The following is a 22,628-nucleotide window of genomic DNA, read 5'->3' as shown; positions in this document are numbered from 1 at the left end:
AAAAATTCCTGTCTGGCCGAAAATGCGGCCGATTTTTCCTGCACAATCAAGTTTTCTGGAACCACGGCACTCCAACAGGCGTATATCTGGATAACAAAGCAAGCAGGGATAAAAGAACCTGGAATCCAGCCATGTAGAGGGAATCGCATGAACTCCGATTTACGGCTTGCACTGCGCCAGTTGCGCAAATCACCCGGATTCGCCATCACCGCCGTGCTCACGCTGGCCTTCGCCATCGGCGCCAACGCCATCGTCTTCAGCGTGCTCAACGCACTCGTCCTGCATCCGCTGAACGTGCCCCACGCCGAAAGCCTCTTCATGCTGCAGCGCGATTACAACGGGCAGCCCTCCCCCTCGCAATCCTTTGTCGATTACCTCGACCTCCGCGACCGCAACCGCAGCTTCGATTCCCTCGTCGCGGACAACATTACCGGAGGAGTCGGCCTCGACACCGGCAGCGGCAGCCCCTCCGTCGTGTGGCCCTACCTCGTCACCGGCAATTATTTCGACGCGCTCGGCGAGCAGCCCTACCTTGGCCGCTTCCTCCACGCCTCCGACGAGCACGGCAAAAACAGCGTGCCCTACATCGTGCTCAGCTACGCCTACTGGCACAGCCGCTTCAACAGCGACCCCGCAGCCGTAGGCCGCACCGTACAGGTCAACAAGCATCCCTACACCATCATCGGCGTAGCCAAACCCGACTTCCGCGGCACCGAGCTTTTCTTCGCGCCGGACTTCTGGGCCGACATCATGAACCAGCCGCAAATCACCGGCTGGGACCCGCTCAACGAACGCGGCGACCACTTCACATGGATCATCGGCCACCTCAAGCCGGGAGTCACCCCCGAAGCCGCCACTTCGGACCTGAACACCATCGCCGCTTCGCTCGCCAAGGCCTATCCCAAGGAAGATGACAATCTGAAATTCACCCTGGCGCACCCCGGTCTCGTCGGCGATGCCCTCGGCAAACCCGCCCGCGCCTTCATGGCTGGAATGATGCTGCTCTCAAGCCTCATCCTTCTCGCCGCATGCGCCAACCTCGGCAGCCTCTTTGCTGCACGCGCCGCCGACCGCGCCAAGGAAATCGCCGTGCGCATGGCCCTTGGCTCGCGGCGCAAACTTATCCTGCGCCAGCTCTTCACCGAAGCAGTTCTCATTTCGCTGGCAGGCGGAGCGCTCGGCATGGCCGGAGCCGTCGTGATTCTGCGCATCCTCAGCACCTGGCGCCCCATCCCCGGTATCCCCATCAACGTGCCCGTCAATCCTGACGTAAAAACCTACGCGCTGGCCCTCCTCCTCGCCCTCGTAAGCGGCTTCCTCTTCGGACTCGTTCCCGTGCGGCAGGTGCTCAGGGCCGACCCGTGGCAAATCATCCGCTCCGGCTCCATCAACACAGGCCGCGCCCGCCGCTTCACCTTCCGCGACGCCCTGCTCGGCCTGCAAATCGCCATCTGCGCCGTGCTCATTACTGCATCACTCGTGGCCGTGCGCGGACTCGCGCGCTCCCTCAGCAGCAGCTACGGATTTAACCCGCAAGGCGTCATGCTGGCACACACTGATCTGCACATGAGCGGCTACGACGGCGACCAGAGAGCGCAGATGCAGCAGCGCATGATCGATGCCGCCACCGCCATTCCCGGTGTGTCAGAAGCGGGTTACATTGACCGCCTCCCGCTCAGCATCGGCGGCAACGCATCAACCGTTTTCGCCGACAGCACAACTGATTTCCGCGGCTCCAACGCCATCGGCGATGCCCAGCAGTTCAACGTCTCTCCCGGCTACTTACACGCCGCCGGAACGTCCCTCATCTCTGGCCGCAACTTCACGCTCGACGACAAGAAAGACGCCCCGCTTGTCGCCGTCATTAATCGCGAATTCGCCCGCAAAGTCTTCGGCTCCGTAGAAAAAGCCGTCGGCAACCACTACAAAGTCTGGGGTGGCACCCGCGTTCTCGTCATCGGAGTAGTCGAAGACGGCAAGTACGAAAGCCTGACCGAAAATCAGGAACCCGCCATGTTCTACTCCTTCCTGCAGCAGCCATCCACAAACAGTTGGCTCGTAGTCCGCACCCAGCACGACCCGCAGGAAATCGCCGGCCCGCTGCATGAGGCATTGCGCAAGCTCGACCCCTCGCTGCCGCTGACGCTCTCAAGCTGGAACACCGAAATGGATACCGCGCTCTTCCCCGCACGCGTAGCCACGGTAGCTCTCGGCGTGCTCGGCCTGCTCGGAGCCATGCTCGCCGTCACGGGCATCTTCGGAATGGCCTCCTACGCCGTCACCAAGCGCCTGCGCGAATTGGGCATCCGCATCGCCCTCGGAGCCAACCGCCGCGAAGTGCTGGGCGCAGCCCTCGGACGAGCCTTCCGCCTGCTGGCAGTTGGCACCCTTGCCGGAATCATCCTGGGCGTCCTGGCTACGGGCGTGCTGTCGTCCATCGTCTACCAGGCCACGCCAAAAGACCCGCTCGTGCTGATTGGCGTGAGTTTGTCGATGCTGATTGTTGGACTGGTGGCCGCGTGGATTCCCGCGCGCCATGCGCTAGCCGTGAATCCCATGATCCTGCTGCGCGAAGAATAAGCCTCCGCAGCTTTTCCATCCTTCCGTCTCCACCCGCATCTCTACGGGTGGAGACACTTTGCAAAAAACAGAAAACCAATCTTCCCCCGCAACTCCCGCGAGCGCACCCGCGAAGCATTCCACGCACCCCAACTTCATCCTCGCCATCTGCTGCATGAGCCTGCTCATCGTCGGCATGGACGTCACCATCGTCAACGTCGCGCTCCCCGCCATTCAGCACGACCTGCACGCCGGCCTCGCCGGCCTCCAGTGGATTCTCGACGCCTACACCCTCGTCGTCGCCAGCTTCCTCATGCTCGCCGGCTCCATGTCCGACCGCTTCGGACGCCGCCGCGTCTTCCAGATTGGCCTCGCCGTCTTCACCCTCGGCTCGCTGCTCTGCAGCCGCGCCGCCACCATCGAGCAGCTCATCGCCTTCCGCGCCCTGCAAGGCCTCGGCGCATCCATGCTCAACCCCGTCGCGCTCTCCATCATCGCCAACGCCTTCCCCGATCGCAAAGCCCGCGCACGCGCCGTAGGCATCTGGGGAGCAGTTGCAGGCCTCTCGCTCGGCGTCGGCCCGCTCATCGGCGGAGCGCTCACGCAAGCCATCGGCTGGCCCTCCATCTTCTGGATCAACGTCCCCATTGGCATCACCGCCGCGCTGCTCGCCGCCCGCTTCATCCCGGAATCCAAAGCCGCCCGCGCACGCGCCTTCGACCCCATCGGACAAGCACTCGTCCTCCTCACCCTCGCCACCTTCACATGGGCCGTCATCGAAGGCCCACACTCCGGCTGGACCTCGCCCCTTATCCTCGGCCTCTTCGCAACAGCCGCCGCGGCCTTCCTCGCCTTCCTCTTCTACGAACCACGCCGCCTCGCACGCCATCAGGACCCGCTTCTCGACCTGCGTTTCTTCCAAAGCATTCCCTTTTCAAGCGCCACGCTCCTTGCTCTCAGCGCCTTCTCCTGCTTCGCCGGATTTCTCTTCCTCAACACGCTCTATCTCCAGCAGGCACGCGGATTTTCCGCCCTCCACACCGGCCTCTTCACCTTGCCGCTGGCCATCGCCATGATTGTCTGCGCCCCGTGGTCAGGCCGCCTCGTAGCCAGCCACGGCCCGCGCCCCTCCCTGCTCACCGCAGGCATCGCGTTCCTCCTGAGCACCCTCATGCTCACCGGCCTCGACCACCAGACCTCCATCCCCTGGCTCCTCGCCGCCTACGCCCTCTTCGGCATAGCACTGGGAATGGTCAACCCCGCCATCACCAACAGCGCCGTCGCAGGCATGCCGCTCTCGCAAGCCGGAGTAGCCGCAGCCATCGCCTCCACCAGCCGCCAGGTCGGCGCAGCCCTCGGAGTAGCCGTCTCCGGCACGGTAGTAGCCATCAGCCACGCCCACGGCACCGATTTCCCCACCGCCACCCACGCCATCTGGTGGGCCATGACCGCCAGCGGAGCAGCCGTTCTGGTGCTAGGCATCGCCTCCACCACCCCGTGGGCCCACGCCACCACCGAACGCGTAGCCCACCTGCTCGAAGATCACCACTAAAAACTAAAACGGGGCCAGCATCCCAACTGCCGGCCCCGCCCCTGCCTGCAAAGCATCCCTTACAACTTCCAAAAGCCCGCCAGATGCGTCAACAACCCCTGCTCATTGAACCGGGCATAGCTATGAGCCGTAAGAAACTCCGACCCATCCTTGTTGAACATCGTCCACTCCGACAAGAGCTGCCCATGCTGCGCAATCAGCTTGTTGCTCTTGAAATATGCCCCCGGAAATTGCTTCTGAAACTCCCCAACATGCTCCACAAGATTGCCAAAACCCTGCCCCTCGCTCGTCGGATTGGTGTACACAACCTCCTCCGCCACGCTTGCGCGAAGCAGCCGTTCCCGCTCCGCCACGGAAATATCCGCCCAGGCGTCCTGATACGACTTCCACGTCTGTTGCAGCGCATCTATGTTCATAAAAAGACCATCCTTTTCTGCCGTGCTTCTCTTGAAATTCCGTCCAAAAGCGCCCATTCCGCGCCTCCACGTTTTCTCAAGATAGGCCGAAGATTCCGTACAGTCGATAACAGGTAATCCGTATTCATTTATCTATCGTCCAATCCACATGGACCCATTTCTCGACCTCATCCATCTGCTCCGCCCCCAGGCCACCCTATGGGCCGGGATAAACGCCGCAGGCCGATGGGGAGTCTCCTTTCACCAGCGCAATGACCTGCTGTTCTGCTGGGTGCAACAAGGCGAGTGCCAGTTAACCCGTCCAAACCTCGCTCCGGTACACCTCCACGCCGACGACTTCGTACTGGTCCGCACCTCAACCCCCTTCACGCTCACCTCCGACCCATCCATCGTGCCCGAAGACAGCGAAGCCGTAGTCTCCTCCACAAACAACTTCGCGCTGCAGCTTGGCGACGGCACAGAATCCCCAGCCATCCTGCGCGGAGGCCGTTTTCTCTTCGACACAGCCAATGAAAACCTGCTGACCGGCTTGCTTCCCTCGCTGGTCCACGTCGCCGCCGGGGATGCCTCCTCATGGCGTGTGCGCGCCCTGCTGAAAATGAACGAAGCAGAGTCCCTGCAGCCTGGCCCCGGCGGCGAATTCGTCATCATCCGCCTCATGGAACTGATTCTGGTAGAAATTCTTCGCAACCAGGCGCTCCAGATAAACCCCGAGCAAACCGGCCTGCTCGCCGGTCTCTCCGACCCCATCACGTCACGCGCTCTCTCTGCCATGCACGCAAACGTGGCGCATAACTGGACCGTCTCCACCCTCGCGCGTCTCTGCGGAGTCTCGCGCTCCACCTTCGCCGCCCACTTCCGCAAAATCGTCGGAACAGGCCCAATCGAATACCTGCAGCATTGGCGAATGGCATTAGCCAAAGATGCCCTGCGCCTCGGCAGGCAGAGCATCGGCGAAATCGCCCTGGCAATCGGCTTCCAGTCCTCCAGCGCATTCAGTACCGCCTTCACCCGAGCCGTCGGACGCTCTCCCAAACACTTCGCCCATTCCGATGCCTAAGCCGCCACACTCCTGAATCCGGCAAACCGCCGGATGCTGAAAGAAATCGGCAGCCCGATAACGACCATGTGAACCAGCAACCCAACAATCAGGTCATGCAACTCGTATGGCCCTCTCGCGTGCAATGCGGAGAGCGGCAAAACCACCAGGTTCATCACCTCTTCCACCGCGGCTCCATAAACCAGCCCACACACCAGCGGATGCTCCACCAGGAAAAGAAGCCTTCGACTGGCCACATAGTAAAAAGCCGAAAAGCTGAGCGCGATAAAGAAGTGCAGCAACACCCCAAGCGCATACGTCGCCGCGCCTCCATGCACAGCCTGCGGCCCTATCAATCCCCCGGCAATCGAGAGCGGAATATCCCACCCAAAAAGCACGCAAGCCTGTGTAATATCCAACGCGCCCGCAATTAGCCCTCCCGCCAGAATCGCCTGAAAAACATTCCTATTCCGTGCCTGCCCCGTCAGGGTATCTTCCGCCATTTGCCATCCTCGCTTCGCTTTGTATTGGCGCAGCCAATCCAGCCGGCTGCAATGTGCCGAGGTTTACGATAGCCAGTAAGCTCTAATAAGTTCTGAATCAGGCCTGAAACGTTCTGAATCTCTCTGAAAGCTCCCGCATGGAACATCCGGCAAAGCTCCGCATTGGCAAATGGTGTGTCGATCCAGCGTCAGGCCAGATCTGGCGTGCACAAGAAGCTTCCCGCTTGGACGAGCGCAGCATGCGCCTTTTGCTATGCCTCGCCGCGCATCCCGGCGAAGTAGTCAGCATCGACGGCCTGCTCCACGAAGTATGGCCCGAGGTTGCCGTTTCGCCGGACTCGGTCTACCAGGCCATCGCTTCGCTCCGCCGCCTGCTCGGCGACGATCCAAAGCAGCCCACATATATTGCCACCGTCCCAAGGCTGGGATACCGCCTTGTAGCAGCCGTTGGTTCCTGCGCAGACAAGCAAACGGAGCAGCCTCCAGCCGTGAAAAACCGCTGGCTCACTCATCCAAACATTTCCCTGAAAATCGCCCTTGTCGCCATCATTCTCCTCGTTGGCCTTGCAACCTGGTTTTTTCTCGCGCACGGAGTCAACAAGCACCAGGCATCGCCCGCGGCTGCGACTCCGCTGCAAAAATCCATTGCCGTGCTTCCATTCCTCGACCTCACCGAGGGTATGAAGGAAGAAGAGTTTGCCGACGGTATGACAGAAGAGTTAATCGACAAGCTCAGCAAGATTCCTGACCTGCACGTGCCGCCACCCACCTCGGCCTTTTATTTCAAAGGCAAGCAGGTATCTATCGGGGATATCGCAAAAAATCTGGGAGTGGCCTACATACTCGACGGCAGCGTACGTAAATCCGGCTCGACAGTAAGAGTGGCCGCGCGCCTGGTTCGCGCCGACAATGGATTCGTCATCTGGACCGAAACCTATGACCGTCCATTCCGCGACATCTTGATGGTTCAGGATGATATTGCCGGGCAGGTTACGAAAGCGCTCAACGCCTCCATCGGAGCCGGCCCGGGCAAACCAGTATCCCGGCCATAATCCATTCCGCCCATTTTCCAGGCGCAAAAATCCAAAACTCTGCTAAGCTAGTGCTCTACACATTTCGACGAAAGGAAGGAACCATGAAGACACCCAATATGCCCAGCGATCCCAAGACCTCGGCCGCGTTCCTTCCCGACGTCTCGCGCAGCTAGAACCCTCTTCCAGATTGGTTTGAAGGTCTTCAGCGCAGTCTGAGGGCGGCTTCCGGCACGCCTCATCTCTCTCCACCTTATTGATTCATCGGAACCAGCCATGGCCTTTGTGCCTCTTGGCCTGTGCTCCTTTAGCGAGTCTTTTTATGAGTAAACATTCAAGCAAAAACGTTATCCGTGACGTGCTGGCCTTCCTCTTCCGCCACTGGCTGCGCGAAAAGTGGCTCATCTTCTGGGTAGCGCTCTGCATGGTCGCCGCCACAGCCGCGGACCTGTTCATGCCCATCTACTCCGGCAAGCTCGTCGATGCCGTAGCCACGCATGCCGCCGCGCACGACACAGCAGCCCACTCCACAGCCCTGCATGACGCCATCGTCGCCATCTCCATGATGGCGCTCCTCGGCATCACGCATGCCGCCGCGCACGACACAGCAGCCCACTCCACAGCCCTGCATGACGCCATCGTCGCCATCTCCATGATGGCGCTCCTCGGCATCACGCTCGCCGTGCTGCGCTACATCGGCCTGGCCGCCATCACCCGCCTCACGCTGCGGCTCATGACCCGTTTCGCCAGCGACGCCTTCTGGCGCGTGCAGCGATTCTCCACCGACTGGCACGCCAACAACTTCGCCGGAGCCATCGTCCGCCGCATCACTCGCGGCATCTGGGCCGTCGATTTAATCAACGATATCCTGCTCATCGAAATGCTGCCCGCGCTGCTCGTGCTCATCGGCTCGGCTCTCATCCTCGGCCTGCGCTGGCCGGGCATGGGCCTCGTCGTCGTGGCCAGCTCCGTCGTCTACATCGCCATCTCCATCGCGCTCTCGCTCTACTATGTCGCGCCAGCCGCACGCCTCTCCAACGCACAGGACACGCGCATCGGTGCCGCCATGGCTGACGCCATCACCTGCAACGCCGTCGTCAAATCCTTCGGCGCGGAAAAGCGCGAAGACTTCCGTCTCGCCAAGGTACTCGACAAGTGGAACAGCCGCACCTTCCGCACATGGATACACGCCACGCGCAACGGCAGCTTCCAGATGCTTCTTCTGCAAGGCCTGCGTACGCTCGTGCTCGCCTATGCCGTGTGGCTCTGGTGGCATGGCCGCGCCAGCGCCGGAGACATGGCCTTCGTCCTCACCAGCTACTTCATCGTGCACGCCTACCTGCGCGACATCGGCCAGCATGTCCGCAACCTGCAGCGCTGCGCCAATGAAATGGAAGAGATGGTCGATTTCCAGTCGCAGCCTCTCGGCGTCGCCGACCGTGCCGACGCCAAGCCCATCCACGTTCATCGCGGAGAAATTCTCTACGACCACATCAGCTTCCGCTACGGCGCGCAAACCGAACCGCTCTTCCGCGACTTCACCCTGCGCATCCGCCCCGGCGAGCGCGTCGGTTTAGTCGGCCACTCCGGCTCCGGCAAGACAACTTTCGTAAAGCTGCTGCACCGCCTCTACGACGTAAGCGGCGGAAAAATCCTCATCGACGGGCAGGACACCGCGCACGTCACGCAGGCCTCCCTGCGCGCACAATTAGCGCTCGTGCCGCAGGAGCCCATCCTCTTCCACCGCACGCTGGCCGAAAACATCGCCTACGGAAAACCCAACGCATCGCTAGCCGAAATCGAGCGCGCCGCTCGCCTTGCCAACGCGCACGAGTTCATCCAGCGCCAGCCCAAGGGCTATCACACGCTGGTAGGCGAACGCGGCGTCAAGCTCTCCGGCGGCGAGCGACAGCGCGTAGCATTGGCGCGTGCATTCTTAGCCAACACGCCCGTACTCGTGCTCGACGAAGCCACCTCCAGCCTCGACTCCGAATCGGAAGCCCTGATTCAGGAAGCAATGGAGCGCCTGATGACTGGCCGAACCTCCATCGTCATCGCGCACCGTCTCTCGACAGTGCGCATGCTCGATCGCATCCTCGTCTTCGACCGCGGCAAGGTAGTCGAAGAGGGAACGCACGAAGAACTGGTGCAACGCGAAGGCGGCACCTATCGCCGCCTCTTCGAGCGCCAGGCCCTCGGCCTCATCGTAGAAGGAGAAAACCCCTTCGACAGCGAGCCCAGCCTCGACGAACCCGACACCGCCGTCGCCGACTAGGCCATCGCTGTCGAATCGCATGGAAGGGTACGGGCTTCAGCCCCTGAGGAACGTTTTTACCACCAGTCAAACACCCACACAACAGGGATGAGCGCAAGCAATCACGCTCATCCCTGTCCATTTCCGCACATCCAATCCTGATTTCGGACAAAACCGCCGCTTACCTCTCCGCCTAACCCCCTTATTTCCCGCGACCATACATTTCCCGGGAACGGCAACCGCCGTGCTTTCGTTCCTATGTACATCGGAAACTATTCCTCGGGACCAGAAAAAGCCACTTGTTAAGGAGAGTGCCATGCTGGCAGACCTGCGCGACGCGATACGGCAATTGCGGAAAGCCCCCGGATTCACAGCTACCGTAGTCATCACCCTCGCCCTTGGCATTGGAGCCACCACAGCCATCTTCACGCTGGTCCACCAGGTCCTGCTCAAGTCGCTCCCCGTCACCAAGCCCGAGGAGCTCTACCGCATCGGCGATAAGAACCGCTGCTGCAACTGGGGCGGATATAACCAGGGCGAAGACGGCGACTTCGCGCTCTTCTCCTGGGAGGCCTACCACAACTTCCGCGACCACGCCCCCGAATTTGCTGACCTCGCCGCCCTCCAGGCCGGCAATGTGGCCCTCGGCGTCCGCCGCGCAGGCTCCAACGCCCCCGTGGACACTTACAACGGCCAATATGTCTCCGGAAACTTCTTCCGCACCCTCGGCATCCAGCCCTGGGCGGGCCGCCTCACCTCGGACAGCGATGACAAATCCGGCGCACCGCTCGTCGCCGTCATAAGCTTCCGCGCCTGGCAAACCAAGTACGCCTCCGACCCCTCCGTCATCGGCTCAACCTTCCAGATCAACGGACATCCCTTCACCATCATCGGCGTCACCCCGCCCGGCTTCTACGGAGCCAAGCTTTCCGGCTGGGGTATGCCCGACTTCTGGCTCCCCCTCACCGCCGAGGACGCCTTCGGCTACGACATCTCCCACCTGCGCCGCGCCAACTCCAACTACCTCGACCTCCTTGGCCGCATCCGTCCCGGAACCAACCCCCAGGCCCTTGAAACCAAGCTCCGCGTCATCTTCCACAACTGGCTCGCCAGCCACGTTGCCGACATGGAGCCCGGCGAAAAGCAGCTCTGGCAGAGCCAGTTCGTCCGCCTCGTACCCGGTGACGCCGGCGTAGCCGACATGCGCGACGGCTACAAAGACGCTCTCAGGCTCCTGCTCATCGCCGCCGGATGTGTCCTCCTCGTCGCCTGCGGCAACCTCGCCAATCTCATGCTCGCCCGCGGACTCCGCGAGCGCCAGCAGGTCTCCGTTCGCGTCGCACTCGGGGCCTCGCGCTACCGCCTCGTCCGCAAGGCCCTCGTCGAAAGCGTCTTGCTCGCCGTCATCGGCGGACTCTTCGGCATCGCCGTCGCCTACGCCGGAACGCGCCTTATCCTCTACCTCGCATTTGAAATCGGCAGCAACGGCCGCAACTTCGTCCCCGTCAGCGCTACGCCCTCATGGCCCGTGCTTCTCTTCACCCTCGGCGTCTCCATTCTCACCGGCATTCTCTTCGGCACCGTTCCCGCATGGATGACCTCCCATGCCGACCCCGTCGAAGCCCTTCGCGGAGCCAACCGCTCCGTTGGCGGCGGCAGCTCGTGGACGCAGAAATCCCTCGTCATCACGCAAGTCGCCATGTCCCTCATCCTGCTCTCCGCCGCGGCCCTCCTCGCCAAGAGCCTCACCAACCTAGAGCATCAGAACTTCGGCTTTGAGACCGAGGGCCGCTATCTCGTCAACATGAACCCCACGCTCGGCACCCTCAAGCCGGAGCAGATGGAGCAAATCTTCCGCCGCATCGACGACAACATCCGTGCAATTCCCGGCGTCCGCATGGTCGCCCCCGTCCTCTACGCCCCCATGAGCGGCGATAGCTGGAACGAAGGCATCCGCATCCAGGGCCGCCCCGAGCCCAATCCCAAGGAAGACACTGGCGCAGGCTGGGCGCGCGTCATGCCCGGCTTCTTTGAGACCATCGGATCCAAAATCATCCTTGGCCGCTCCATCAATGAGGACGACACCGCCAGCACCATCAACGTCGCCGTCGTAAACGAAGCCTTCGTCAAAAAGTTCTTCCCCAACCACCAGAACCCCATCGGACAGCACTTCGGCATCGACCGCCTCCGCTACGCATCCACCTATGAAATCGTCGGCGTCGTCAAAGACATCCGCTACATGTCCTATGACTTCAAAGACCCCGTGCGCCCCATGTTCTGGCCCTCGGAAACACAAACCGTCACCAGCTATGACGACCCCACCTTCCGCCTCGGCGAAAGCTACTCCCACTTCCTCAGCAACATCGTTATCTGGGCCCCCGGCACCCACGCGGATATGGAGCAACAGGTCCGCAAAGCCATCGCGTCCGTAGACCCCACCATCGTCGTCAACGACGTCACCCCCTACAGCGAGGTCATCAGTAACAACTTCCATCAGGAAAATATGATTGCCACGCTCACCACGCTCTTCGGCGCGCTCGGACTCACCCTCGCCGCCATCGGCCTCTATGGCGTCCTCTCCTATGCCGTAGAACAGCGCACCAACGAAATCGGACTCCGCATGGCCCTCGGCGCCGACCGCTGGAACGTCATTCGCATGGTCATGCGCGGAGCCCTCTGGCAGGTCGGCATCGGCCTTGCCATTGGAATCCCCCTCGCCATCCTCGCCGGAAAGCTGATGAAGGACCAGCTCTTCGACGTGAGCCCGTGGGACCCCGTCATGCTCGCTGGCGCAACCCTCCTGCTGGCAGCCGCTGCGCTCGTAGCCTCCATAGTCCCCGCCCGCCGCGCCGCCGGAGTCGAGCCCATGGAAGCACTCCGCATCGCGTAACAAACCCCATGCACGCCAAGCCCAAGCCCTCCCCGGCGTGCATGGGATTCAATAACTACAACACCACTCCGCCCGCAACCTCGATCCGCTGCCCATTCACCCAGCCGTTCTCATCCGAGAGCAGCCCCGCAATCACCGGACCAAGGTCTTCCGGCTGCCCCACCCGGCCCAGCGCCGTATGGTCGGCAACCATCTTGTTCACCGCCGGATTATCCCGCACAATCCCGCCGCTGAAATCGGTAGCTACCGCGCCCGGAGCAACCACGTTCACCGTAATCCGGCGCGGCCCAAGCTCCAGTGCAAGATGCCGCGAAAACACCTCAACCCCGCCCTTCATCGACGCATAAACAGCGCCTCCCCGCGAGCTCAGCCGCGTCCTCGCCGTCGAGATATTGATAATCCGTCCGCCATCGTTGATAAGCGGCAACAGCTTCTGCGTCAAAAAGAAAACCCCTTTGAAGTGCACATTGCAAATGCTGTCGAACTCTTCCTCCGTCGCCGTCTCAAACGGCATATTGCGATGGCTGTTCCCCGCATTGTTCACCAGAAAATCAAACCGCTCCGCGCCAAGCTCTGCCAGAGCGCCTTTTACGCTTTCAGCAAACGCATCAAAGGAAGCCACATTCCCCGCATCCAGTTGCAACGCCACCGCCCGCGCGCCAGCCGCTTTCACCGCCGCAACAACAGCCTCCGCATCCGGTCCATGCGTGTGATAGGTAAAGATCGTATTCACGCCGCGCCGCGCAAGGCTCTCCACCGTATTGCGCCCAATCCCGCGGCTGCCTCCCGTAACAATGGCAATCTTCGCCGCCCTGCTTGTCCCATTCGCTTCCGTCATCTTCCTGCTCCTCTCACTTCTGGTTATGGCAATGCACTCGGTCATCGCCGTTGATTGTGTTCAGGCATGTTGCTGCTCTTGATAAATGTCTGTCCAGACAGTCATCAACCAAGCATAAAAAATCACGCCAGCATCCTCCACAGCGCCTCAAATCCTGCCTTGCAATGCTTCTTCGCATTGCCCGGATTCTTCACCATGTCATCCATCGTCGCCTCGGCAACCGAGTTCATCAGCGCCCCCACAAAAGCCCGTGAAACATTGCGCATAAGCCCCCGTGTGCGAATCCGCTCCGTCAACCCGCCAATCACGGCCATAATCTTGTGGCCTTCCTCACGCGTAGCCTGCGTAAGCTCGTCAGACACGCCAAGCTGAGCCAGCACCCGCTGCTTTTCCGGAAAGCGCGCAGCCCAGTTCATCCAGTTCTGCCAGATATGAAAGAGTTGTTCCCGCAGCTCCGCATCTTCCGGGAGCCCCTTCGTAGCCGCAGCCGCCATCTCCCCCTTCAGTTCAAGGTAAAGCTGGTTAAAAAGCTCCGCCTTGGTCTCAAAGTAGGTAAAGAGCGACCCATTGGCCACACCGGCCTCTTTCGCAATGCCCGCCGTAGGCGCACCCAGCCCCTGCGCCACAATCACACGTGTCGCAGCTTCCAGAATCGCGCTCCGCTTCTCGTCACTCCTAGGCCTGGGCATAACTTAATCCTACAAATAACTGTCTAGCCAGTCAACTACCCAACCCCATACCGCTAACTCCCTCACAAAATCAAGCAGTGTCATCCTGAACGAAGCGCTTCGGGGGCCCCGCGAACGGTTGTATCGTTCGTGGGGTAGGCGGAGTGAAGGATCTGCGGTTCCCTTTACAGTCTTCCGCCCTTTACAGTTTTTGCTTTATATAGTCTTTCGCCCTATATCTAAAACCCTGTACCCTACACCCCGTACCCTGTACCCCGCCCCCCCTTCCCATAGATGTTCGAGTGGTGTATGATTCTCTCCCATAGAACTTCTAGTGGAGAACCCAATGCCCCAAAAGACCCAACCCGACAGCGAAATGCTCAAAGGCACATTGGACATGATGATTCTGCGTACGCTCATCGGCGGCGACGCCCACGGCCACACCATCGCCAAAGTCATCGAGCACACCTCCGAAGACGTTCTCGAAGTCGAGCAGGGCTCCCTCTATCCCGCCCTGCACCGCCTCGAAGACCGCAAGTGGGTCTCCTCCTACTGGGGCGTCAGCGAAAACAACCGCAAAGCAAAGTTCTACAAGCTCACCGCAACCGGCAGAAAGCAATTGGTCCGCGAAACCAGCCGCTGGCGCCAGATGACCCGCGCCATCGGCCTCGTAATGGGCGAAGAGCCTTCAGGCACCGGAGGCGCACAATGAACTGGCATAAATTCCTCCTTCGCCGCCGCTCCGACTCCGAGTTAATCGAAGAATTACAAACCCATCTGGCCGAAGAAACCGCCGAAAACATGGCCCGCGGCATGCCACAGGAAGAAGCGCAACGCCAGGCGCACATCAAGCTCGGCAACCCCGAAGCCATCCGCGAACAGCTCTGGCAGCAGAACTCCATCGCCTTCGTGGATACGCTCGTTCGCGACCTCCGCTATGCCACGCGCACCCTCCTGCGCACGCCCGGCTTCTCACTCATCGCAATCGGCGTCATGGCGCTCTGCATCGGCGCATCCACCTCGCTCTTCACCATCGTCCGCTCCGTACTGCTCAAGCCGCTCCCCTTCCGCGATCCCGCTAACCTCGTAATGGTCTACGAACGCTTCCGGCTTACCCAGTCTCCCATTGAATATGCCCCAGTCTCACCCGGCGACTACCTCGACTGGCGCACCGAAACACACGGATTCTCCGACATGGCCGCGTGGACCTCATGGCAGTTCAACCTCAGTGGCGAACACGCCGACATGCCGGAAAAAGTAGCCGCCAGCGCAGCCACGTCCAACTTCTTCCCGCTGCTCGGCGTGCAACCCGCGCTGGGCCGCGTCTTCACCGAAACAGAAGACCGCTGGGGCGCAAACCTCGTCGTGCTCACATGGAACATCTTCGTGCGCCGCTTCGGAGCCAACCCCGCCATTCTCGGCCAGCAGATTCGCCTCGACTCCAAACCCTACACCGTCATCGGCATCCTGCCGCGCTCCTTCCGCTATCCCGAAGAACGCGTGCAGCTATGGGTGCCCTATCAATCCGTAACGCCGCCCGAATACCTGCACAACCACGCCTATCACCAGTCGCATGTCATCGCGCGCCTGCGCCCCAACGTAAGCCTCGCCGATGCTGTCGCACAGGTAAGCGCCGTGCAATCGCGCCTGCACACCGAGCACCTCGACCAGGCTGTAAGCGAAGCCGCCATCCCGCGCACACTCAATGAAGACCTTGCGCAGGACGTCAAGCAGCCGCTATTGCTGCTCGTCTGCGCCGTCGCGTGCATCCTGCTCATCGGCTGCCTGAACGTGGCCAACCTGCTGGTAGCCCGCGGCGCAGCGCGCCAAAAAGAAGTCGCCATTCGCGGCGCTCTCGGCGCACAGCGATGGACACTCATCCGCGGCCAGTTGATGGAAAGCGTACTCATCTGCCTCGCCGGAGGCGCAATCGGTGTAGCGCTCTCCATCGCCGCAACGCAGTGGATGATCGCCACATGGAAAGACCTGCCCAAAGCAGACGACTTCCCCATCGATGCCGTAGTCCTCAGCTTTGCCTGTGCCCTCGTATTCCTAACCGCACTGCTAGCCGGCTTGCTGCCCGCCATCTCCTCCACCGGCAAGCCTGTACTCGCAGCCCTGCAAGCCTCCGCGCGCACAGTCGGCGGAAGCCTCTCACGCGCCGCGCTCCGCAAGGGATTACTCACCATTGAAATCGCGGCAACCGTAATTCTGCTCGTAGCCTCCGGCCTGCTCTTGAAGAACTTCCTGCAACTCCGCTCCACAGACCTGCGCTGCGCAACAGACAACGTCCTGACCATGTCCTACAGTCTGTCCAAACAGAAATACGACACGCCGGACAAGGTCACTGCCTTCCACGAAAACCTGCTCGACCGCCTCTCCGCCCTGCCCGGCGTACAAGCCACAGGCCTCGGCGAAACCGTACCCGGTACCGGCGAAGTGGAATGGGACATCTACACCATTCCCGAACATCCACGCACACCCGGCGAAGAACTACGCGGAGCGCTGGTTCGCAGAGCCGATCCAAACTACTTCCGCGCACTTGAAATCCCACTCCTCAGCGGACGCTTCTTCACCCGCCAGGACACTGACGTCGAACATCGCGGCAACAAGGTCATCATCAATCACACCTTTGCACAGAAACGCTTTCCCGGAGAAGATCCCGTTGGCAAGCACCTGAAAGTCCCGCTATGGAGCGACGCGGAATACGAAATCGTCGGCGTAGTAGCCGACACGCTGCACCAGCCCGGCGTGCCTCCGCAACCCACTATGTACTTTCAGCAGCTTGAAGGCAGCGTCCTCCACGGCACGCTCGTCCTACGCACCGCCGGCGACCCATTGCTCTTCTCCGTCCCGGTACAAAAACAGATAGCCGCACTCGACTCCGAGCTGCCCGTCTCTGACGTGCTAACCATGCGGCAGGTAGTCGGCGAATCCCTCGGCGACCTCCAGCTAATGGCCTCGCTCGTACTCGCCTTCGCCATCCTCTCGCTCGTGCTCGCCTCGGTCGGACTCTACGGCGTGCTCTCCTACCTCATGACGCAGCGAACAACCGAGCTAGGCATCCGCATGGCTCTCGGAGCACAGCGCCGGCAAGTGCTGCGCCTCATGCTGACCGACGGCCTCAAGCCCGCCCTCGCCGGATTAGCCATAGGACTCGCAACAAGCGTGGCAACAGCGCGCTTCGTACGCTCCTTGCTCTACGGCACGCAGCCACTCGACGTAACCGTCTTCGCAATCGTAGCCATCACACTGCTGTCCGTCGCCATCCTCGCCTGCCTCATCCCCGCATGGCGAGCCTCGCAGCTCGACCCCATGCAGGCACTCCGCACCGAGTAGCGCACACGCGCATCATTCGCTGCGCGTATGAAAAGGGCAGCGCCCACTCTCCGGCGAATTATCATCAGGCAGCGCATACTGCTTCCATTCGCGATTCGCCGGCTGCCCATAAAACCCAATATCCGGATGCACCGGCATATCGTCATAAGCAAGCATCCGCTTGTGAATCCTCCGCCGAACCTCCGCCGCAATCGGCTCCAACGTCTCCGGGTCGATAAACAACACACGCGGCTGAAAGATAATCACAATCCCCGGCCCAAGATTCCTGCTCCGCCGCTGCGTATACGTAGGAGACGCCCCCACGGCAAACATCTCGCATCCTTCAAACGAGAACTCCCACAGCGGATGATCCGGCATGCGCCCCACCGCCGGGCGGCTATCGTGCTCATGCAAAAACTGCAATATCCCCCAAAAGCGCTCCAGAAATCCCGCATGGTCCACAAGCTCCTCATCCGGCTCAAAGAACGCCACCATGCTGCATCGCGCATACTCCGGCGTAGCCAGCAGGCGAACAAACTCCCGCATGCTCACCGCCATCTCCGCCATTGCGCCCCGCGAAACAAACGTGTACATCATCTCGCCGCGCATCTCGCCCGTCTGCCCAAAGAAGCACGGATAATCCGAAGCACTCAGTTTTGCCTTGTACTGCTCATACGCCCTGAGCTTCCACTCTTCCTGCGGAACCTCTCCCAGAACCCCCGACTCAACCACGCGGCTGGTCCACTTAGACAACGCACTTAAACCAATCATGATGCAGTCCTGGCCGCATGAGCCTTCTTGCCGCGCCGTGCCAGTCGAACCATGCGCCGAAAGCCTGCTGCCTGTTGTTCTCCCCACGACCCGGTAACCATCGCAGGCTCCGCGCCTGCGTCTCCCGTTTCAATGGTGTTGTCCTGAAACTTCGCAGTCCCAAAAATCTGGTCCCACCACGACAGCGCCGTGCCAAAGTTGCAGCTCCGCCGCCCCGCTGCCTTCAGCGCATGATGCGTGCGATGAAACCGCGGCGAAATAAAAATGTGATCGCCCAGCCACCCATAGTGGATGCGCGTATTCGAGTGCGCCATGCTCCCTACCAGCCGCATGCACAAAATCAGAAACGGAAATTGGAACGCAGGCACGCCAATCGCCAGCCCAACAGCAATCAGCCACAGATAGGTAATCGTGTCCTCAAGCACATGCGAGCGCTCATCCGACCAGAACGTCATCTGGTCTTCCGCATGATGCACCGAGTGAACCCCGTACCACCATCCATAGCGATGGGAAAGCCGGTGCTTCCAGTAGTCCGCGCAATCCAGGATCGCAAAGTTCGCAAAGAAGACCACTGCCGGCCACGAAGCCAGCAAAGGAACAACCTTAGTGAGGGAGGGCTGAATCAAAGAGTGCGCAGCAAGCAAACCATCAAGTTGCCCGCGCAGCCAACTGAACTCGAAGAACGCCACCAGCGGAAACAAAACAATGCGCACAAAAAATGCATACGTCACATCCGCGGCAATCGGATTGCGCTCAGGCCAGCTCGTCAGCGGCCATAGCCGCTCAATCGGAGTGCAGATCACAATGCTGATGCAAAGCTCAACAACCCCGCACCCCGCAAAGAAAATCCACAACGCCAGCACATGGCTCTGCGACGCAACCCCAAGCCCTGCGAGAAAAGACTGGATGGAAGTTAGAGCGCAGTCAATAATGGCTGAGCCGGATAGACCGGCAAGCGATGCCAGGCACATGTCCCCTCCGTCTTCCTTGCTCTCTTCTTCATAAAAGAGACGATTCCCGGAAGCCAGATGTTTGCAGCGAACAAGGGTTTTTACGCAGCGAATCGACGTATTTTCATCCAGGCTCTCCCATCTTTCATTCTCCCCATCTCAGCTCTCCCAAAAACAAGGTGGCGTCATCGTTCGCCCACAAAAAACGTTGTCATCCTGAGCGCAGCGCATTGGGGCTCCTCGCACGGTTTAATCCTGCGTGGGGTAGGCGGAGCGAAGGATCTGCGTTTGCCTTTTTGACCGCCACACCCCCATCTCGACCCTGACCACCGGGAGGGCTACAAAAGCCTCGTGGCGCGCAAAGCGCGCAGTGGCTGCATGCAATGCAAATAAATCCCAAATCTGTGGATAACTCTTGCGCTCAATTAACCCCAAATATGCCATACTCAAAATCACCAACAAGAAAGCCCGGTTCTAACGAACCGGGCTTTCTGTCTTTCCAGGCCACAAAAAAGTTTTTTCGCGCTATTTTTTCTGCAAAGTAACCACTTTTCAGAAACCCATTAACCAATCAATAAATATCCAATTCCGCATATAATCAATTGATTTAAAACGCATTACGAGAAAATCAGCAACACCGGGCGTATCAGGCACAAAAGGCAGGCCGGGGATTTATCCCCGGCAATCAAGGCCAAAAGAAAGAACCAGGGCTGTAGCCCTTGAGGCATGCTTTGCAATCTCTGCGCATCTGGCAAGCAGGAGGGGGCACCGCAACCGTGAACCCCTCCCCGAACCAAAAAAAGGAAAGAATTTTTATTTTTTTGGAAAAGTAACCACTTTTCCAAAATCTATTAACCACAAAGTAAATATCTAAATCTACCAATAAACCAAATAAAATAAACAACTTATCAGGAATCATCCCACAAATCAGGCAAACCTACTGCGGAGTAGAGTCCGCCGCCCCCGCCGGCACAGAGGCACTAGCCGGAGCCAGCGCCCCCGCAGCTTGCACACCCTGCGTCGCCGTCACCGCAGTCACCGGAACCACCAGCGTCTGCACGGTCCCCGGATCATCGCGAAGCTTGATATAGAGCGCCCCATTCACCGGATGCGGCACCGTCACCTGCGCCGCCGTAAAGTCACCGGGAATCTCGACCGGGTTCGCCATATCCTGCGTAGCGCTAATGGACGAAACCAGGAACAGGTTGCCGCCTGAAAGCGTGCACACCTTGGCCGGCGAGCGCGGGCACTTCAGGTCTCTGAAGCTCGGCACGCGCACCAGCGTTCCCAGCGGCATCCAGTCTCCCGGCACTCCTTCTCCTGAAACCACGCGCACGTGCAGCGGACCAAAGGCCGACGGCCCAAACTTCGCCAGCAGGTCCACCGTTCCCAGCGCCGTCCGCGCATCTTCCAGGATCAGCGAGCCGTCCGCAATCGACAGTGTCGTGTGGAAGCTGCCGTCTTCCGCGGCCACCTCCACGCTCTGGTTACGCGGAAAGGTCTGCGGCACCTCGGACTTGAGGAAGAAGACCAGCTTCTCCGAAAGCGGCAGGTCGTCCGTATTCGCAAAATGCACCATCGCGGCCCCGTCCTCCTGCGAGCCCTTGTTCAGCAGGCTCACCTGCGGGCGGCGCGGCTGCACCGTTACCGGAACCTTCAACGAGCGTCCGTCGCGCAGCTTCACCTGCGCCGTATAGGAGCCCGTCGCCGTCAGGCTATCCGTAGCATTGTCCGTCTTCATCAGGAGCTGGTCAAACTCGCCCACGCGCGACAGTCCGGCAGGAGCCCAGTCAACACCCGGCATCGTCGCCCCGGCCACTTCATCCAGCCGGTTGCCCTTGAGCGTAGCCGTATGGTCGCCCACGCTCACCGTCAGGCGGTCAATCGCCGCCGCCTCCGCGTAGGCATTGAACTTCAGCACCTCTGGCTTATCCGCACCATACTGCTTGATCTCAAGCGAAATCTCACCCGGCTTTGCGCCGGCCAGCGGCAGCTTTACCTCAACCAACTCGTCCTTCGTAGCCTTGAAGGTAAGCGTCTTCGCGTCTTCGTTCGGCACAAACAAGCGAATGCCGGAGACGCACTGCGCCCCCTCGCCCTCAATGTGCAGCGTGTCTTCGCGGCCCACCACCAGCGCCGATTGGTCGCCCGGAACCAACTGCCACTTACCGGCAGAGGCAATCAGGTGGAAGTGCGGCCCTTCCCAGTCGTCAAAGCCCCACTTGCCCTTCAGAGTCGCTGTCAGAGGCCCAGGCGGCAGCGTCGGAGCCGGTCCGGAGAAGACCAGTCCGCCCTTGTCAGAGTCCGCATTGACCGGAATCTCGACATTCTGCCCGCCCACATCGATATGCAGCTTGAGGTCATGCGCTAGTTGCGTGGCAAAGACCAGCGGCGCGCCTTCAACCGGCAGCACCAGGTCCGGCTTCTGTGAGCAGACCGTCTCCTCTGGCGTAACCGGGCGCAGCAGCGGAGCCTTTGAGTTGCGAATAGGAGGCAGCGCCACCACTACCACGGATTTCGGATCACGGAACGACGGCGGCGTATTCAGCCGCAGGTTCAGCTCATCCTTGTTCGGCAGCGCCAGCGCGGGAATGTACTGGAAATGCGCCGTATGCAGCGTAGAAAGAATGCGGGCCATGTCCACAATCGCGCCAATATAGGCGCTGTACATGCCCGCACCGCCAGCCTGCGAATAGCTCAACTGGTTCATCAGGTCACCGGCCGAGCTGTTGGCCAGCGTCGTTACCAGTCCCTGCGCGCCGGAGTCGTCGAGAACAATGTCGTCCGTGTGCTGCGACAGACACGGAGCCTGCTGGTCAGTCGGCTTGTCAAAGCACTGCTGGTCAATCTTGATGCCCAGCGAACGCGCCGAAAGCTGCGACCGCTCCTTGAGCTGCGCCTGGTCGATCTGGTTGTTTTCCTTCACGTCGGCAAGATAGGCTTCCAGGCGCATCCGGTCCCAGCTCGCGGCCTGCAGGTCCTGCGCCGCGCGAACAAATGCGCCCGGTCGGTCCTTCACGGCTTTGCGGAGGGTGGAAAAATCTCCCCCGGTCTCTGGAACAAGGAAAAGAAGCGCCTGCTGTGCGTCCGCCGGCACGTTCACAAAAACGCCTTCGCTCCGCACCTGCTTATTCCACGTTTCCACGCGGGTAAACCACTCATTCGGCGGCTGGTTGGTGGCCCCACGCAAGAACGCAACCACCAGGACATAGTGGTTCGACTGGTCCTCCGGAAAATCCGGATGAATCCAGAGGCGGTCTCCCGGCTGCAGGTTAGGCGCCTGGGAGATCGGCAGCGTCGCCTCGCCGCGTTTCACATGAACATCTATTTTGGGGCCGGCCAAATCAAAGGCATTGTCGGCATGTAAAAGATTAGCGGCGAAAATAATTTCTAAAAGCAGCAGCAAGCATCTGCGCATACCATCCATTGTACGAAGATGGACGATTGAGGCCAACGAGTGGAAGCAAAGAGCGCGATTCAAGGAGTCCTTCTGTGCAATCCCTGCATCTTATGAAAAAAATGCTTGTGCTTGAATTTTGATATGATTAGTGAGTCAAAATTCCGTTACACTAACCCGCGTAGTTAGAAAAGGAATTTAGTTAATCCTTTCGAGATCTGCTTAAGTAAGTTTTTATCAACTTCATGCGTCCATGACAGCTGCCGTAAGGGGAATTCTGGGGTCCGTATTGCTGTCTGCTTGAAGTTAGGGGGCACGCCGCACAGGCGTAGAAAAAAAAGCATGCACCGCGTTAGTACCTGCGACAAGGGGGGCAAACTGCATTCCAACCAGGGGCAGTCGAGCCAGCCGGAGGTATCACCGTCAGCAGTTTAATGGGTGA

Annotated in this window: 15 protein-coding genes; 8 read left to right on the top strand and 7 right to left on the bottom strand. The window is 60.2% G+C overall.

The features are described 5' to 3' along the window. Window positions 1-147 precede the first annotated feature (147 nt). Both AC5S3R_RS00240 and AC5S3R_RS00235 read left to right on the top strand, forming a co-directional pair. Window positions 148-2,580, top strand: coding sequence for an ABC transporter permease (locus AC5S3R_RS00240; RefSeq protein ID WP_494264593.1), 2,433 nt, complete (start codon window positions 148-150; stop codon window positions 2,578-2,580). A 58-nt stretch (window positions 2,581-2,638) separates the two neighbouring features. Next, window positions 2,639-4,111 (top strand): MFS transporter, encoded by a 1,473-nt coding sequence (locus AC5S3R_RS00235; RefSeq protein ID WP_494264592.1) that lies wholly within the window; start codon window positions 2,639-2,641, stop codon window positions 4,109-4,111. A gap of 59 nt (window positions 4,112-4,170) precedes the next feature. Here AC5S3R_RS00235 and AC5S3R_RS00230 read toward each other — a convergent pair whose 3' ends face one another. Beyond that, window positions 4,171-4,527 (bottom strand): nuclear transport factor 2 family protein, encoded by a 357-nt coding sequence (locus tag AC5S3R_RS00230; protein ID WP_494264591.1) that lies wholly within the window; start codon window positions 4,525-4,527, stop codon window positions 4,171-4,173. Between the two features lie 148 nt (window positions 4,528-4,675). Here AC5S3R_RS00230 and AC5S3R_RS00225 point away from each other — a divergent pair, with 148 nt between their 5' ends. Further along, window positions 4,676-5,587, top strand: a complete 912-nt coding sequence (locus tag AC5S3R_RS00225) for an AraC family transcriptional regulator (RefSeq protein WP_494264590.1) — start codon at window positions 4,676-4,678, stop codon at window positions 5,585-5,587. Here AC5S3R_RS00225 and AC5S3R_RS00220 read toward each other — a convergent pair. Next, window positions 5,584-6,069 carry a hypothetical protein gene (locus AC5S3R_RS00220; protein WP_494264589.1) on the bottom strand — a complete coding sequence of 162 codons (486 nt, stop codon included), beginning with the start codon at window positions 6,067-6,069 and terminating at the stop codon, window positions 5,584-5,586. The two genes, AC5S3R_RS00225 and AC5S3R_RS00220, sit on opposite strands and share 4 nt — an antisense overlap. 239 nt (window positions 6,070-6,308) lie before the next feature. Between AC5S3R_RS00220 and AC5S3R_RS00215 the strand changes: the two genes are divergently transcribed. The 3 genes from AC5S3R_RS00215 to AC5S3R_RS00205 all read left to right on the top strand — a co-directional run bounded on the left by AC5S3R_RS00215 (window position 6,309) and on the right by AC5S3R_RS00205 (window position 12,244). Next, window positions 6,309-7,121: a winged helix-turn-helix domain-containing protein gene (locus tag AC5S3R_RS00215; protein ID WP_494264588.1), complete on the top strand. Its 813-nt coding sequence runs from the start codon at window positions 6,309-6,311 to the stop codon at window positions 7,119-7,121. Between the two features lie 301 nt (window positions 7,122-7,422). Then, a complete protein-coding gene (locus tag AC5S3R_RS00210; RefSeq protein ID WP_494264587.1) occupies window positions 7,423-9,375 on the top strand; it encodes an ABC transporter ATP-binding protein in 1,953 nt (650 codons plus the stop codon). Window positions 9,376-9,670: 295 nt separating this feature from the next. After that, window positions 9,671-12,244, top strand: coding sequence for an ABC transporter permease (locus AC5S3R_RS00205; RefSeq protein ID WP_494264586.1), 2,574 nt, complete (start codon window positions 9,671-9,673; stop codon window positions 12,242-12,244). Between the two features lie 55 nt (window positions 12,245-12,299). Here AC5S3R_RS00205 and AC5S3R_RS00200 read toward each other — a convergent pair whose 3' ends face one another. Next, entirely contained in the window at window positions 12,300-13,082 is a 783-nt protein-coding gene (locus tag AC5S3R_RS00200; RefSeq protein ID WP_494264585.1) for an SDR family NAD(P)-dependent oxidoreductase, read from the bottom strand. A 122-nt stretch (window positions 13,083-13,204) separates the two neighbouring features. Beyond that, on the bottom strand, window positions 13,205-13,771 hold the full coding sequence (locus AC5S3R_RS00195) for a TetR/AcrR family transcriptional regulator (protein WP_494264584.1): 567 nt from the start codon (window positions 13,769-13,771) through the stop codon (window positions 13,205-13,207). A gap of 325 nt (window positions 13,772-14,096) precedes the next feature. Between AC5S3R_RS00195 and AC5S3R_RS00190 the strand changes: the two genes are divergently transcribed. Together AC5S3R_RS00190 and AC5S3R_RS00185 are read left to right on the top strand one after the other, a co-directional pair. Further along, window positions 14,097-14,462 carry a PadR family transcriptional regulator gene (locus AC5S3R_RS00190; RefSeq protein ID WP_494264583.1) on the top strand — a complete coding sequence of 122 codons (366 nt, stop codon included), beginning with the start codon at window positions 14,097-14,099 and terminating at the stop codon, window positions 14,460-14,462. Continuing rightward, the gene (locus tag AC5S3R_RS00185) at window positions 14,459-17,089 is read left to right on the top strand and encodes an ABC transporter permease (RefSeq protein WP_494264582.1); all 2,631 of its coding nucleotides are present in this window, start codon (window positions 14,459-14,461) and stop codon (window positions 17,087-17,089) included. Before AC5S3R_RS00190 ends, AC5S3R_RS00185 begins: the two co-directional genes overlap by 4 nt. Window positions 17,090-17,101: 12 nt before the next feature. Here AC5S3R_RS00185 and AC5S3R_RS00180 read toward each other — a convergent pair whose 3' ends face one another. The 3 genes from AC5S3R_RS00180 to AC5S3R_RS00170 all read right to left on the bottom strand — a co-directional run bounded on the left by AC5S3R_RS00180 (window position 17,102) and on the right by AC5S3R_RS00170 (window position 22,105). Continuing rightward, on the bottom strand, window positions 17,102-17,839 hold the full coding sequence (locus AC5S3R_RS00180; RefSeq protein ID WP_494264581.1) for a YqcI/YcgG family protein: 738 nt from the start codon (window positions 17,837-17,839) through the stop codon (window positions 17,102-17,104). Next, window positions 17,836-18,810 carry a sterol desaturase family protein gene (locus tag AC5S3R_RS00175; RefSeq protein ID WP_494264580.1) on the bottom strand — a complete coding sequence of 325 codons (975 nt, stop codon included), beginning with the start codon at window positions 18,808-18,810 and terminating at the stop codon, window positions 17,836-17,838. The genes AC5S3R_RS00180 and AC5S3R_RS00175 overlap by 4 nt, the downstream gene beginning before the upstream one ends. Before the next feature lie 916 nt (window positions 18,811-19,726). Continuing rightward, window positions 19,727-22,105 carry a hypothetical protein gene (locus tag AC5S3R_RS00170; RefSeq protein ID WP_494264579.1) on the bottom strand — a complete coding sequence of 793 codons (2,379 nt, stop codon included), beginning with the start codon at window positions 22,103-22,105 and terminating at the stop codon, window positions 19,727-19,729. Window positions 22,106-22,628: the final 523 nt, after the last annotated feature.

The organism is Occallatibacter sp. FHG110214_02 (assembly GCF_059115385.1).
This window is presented reverse-complemented; position numbering and strand designations above follow the sequence as displayed.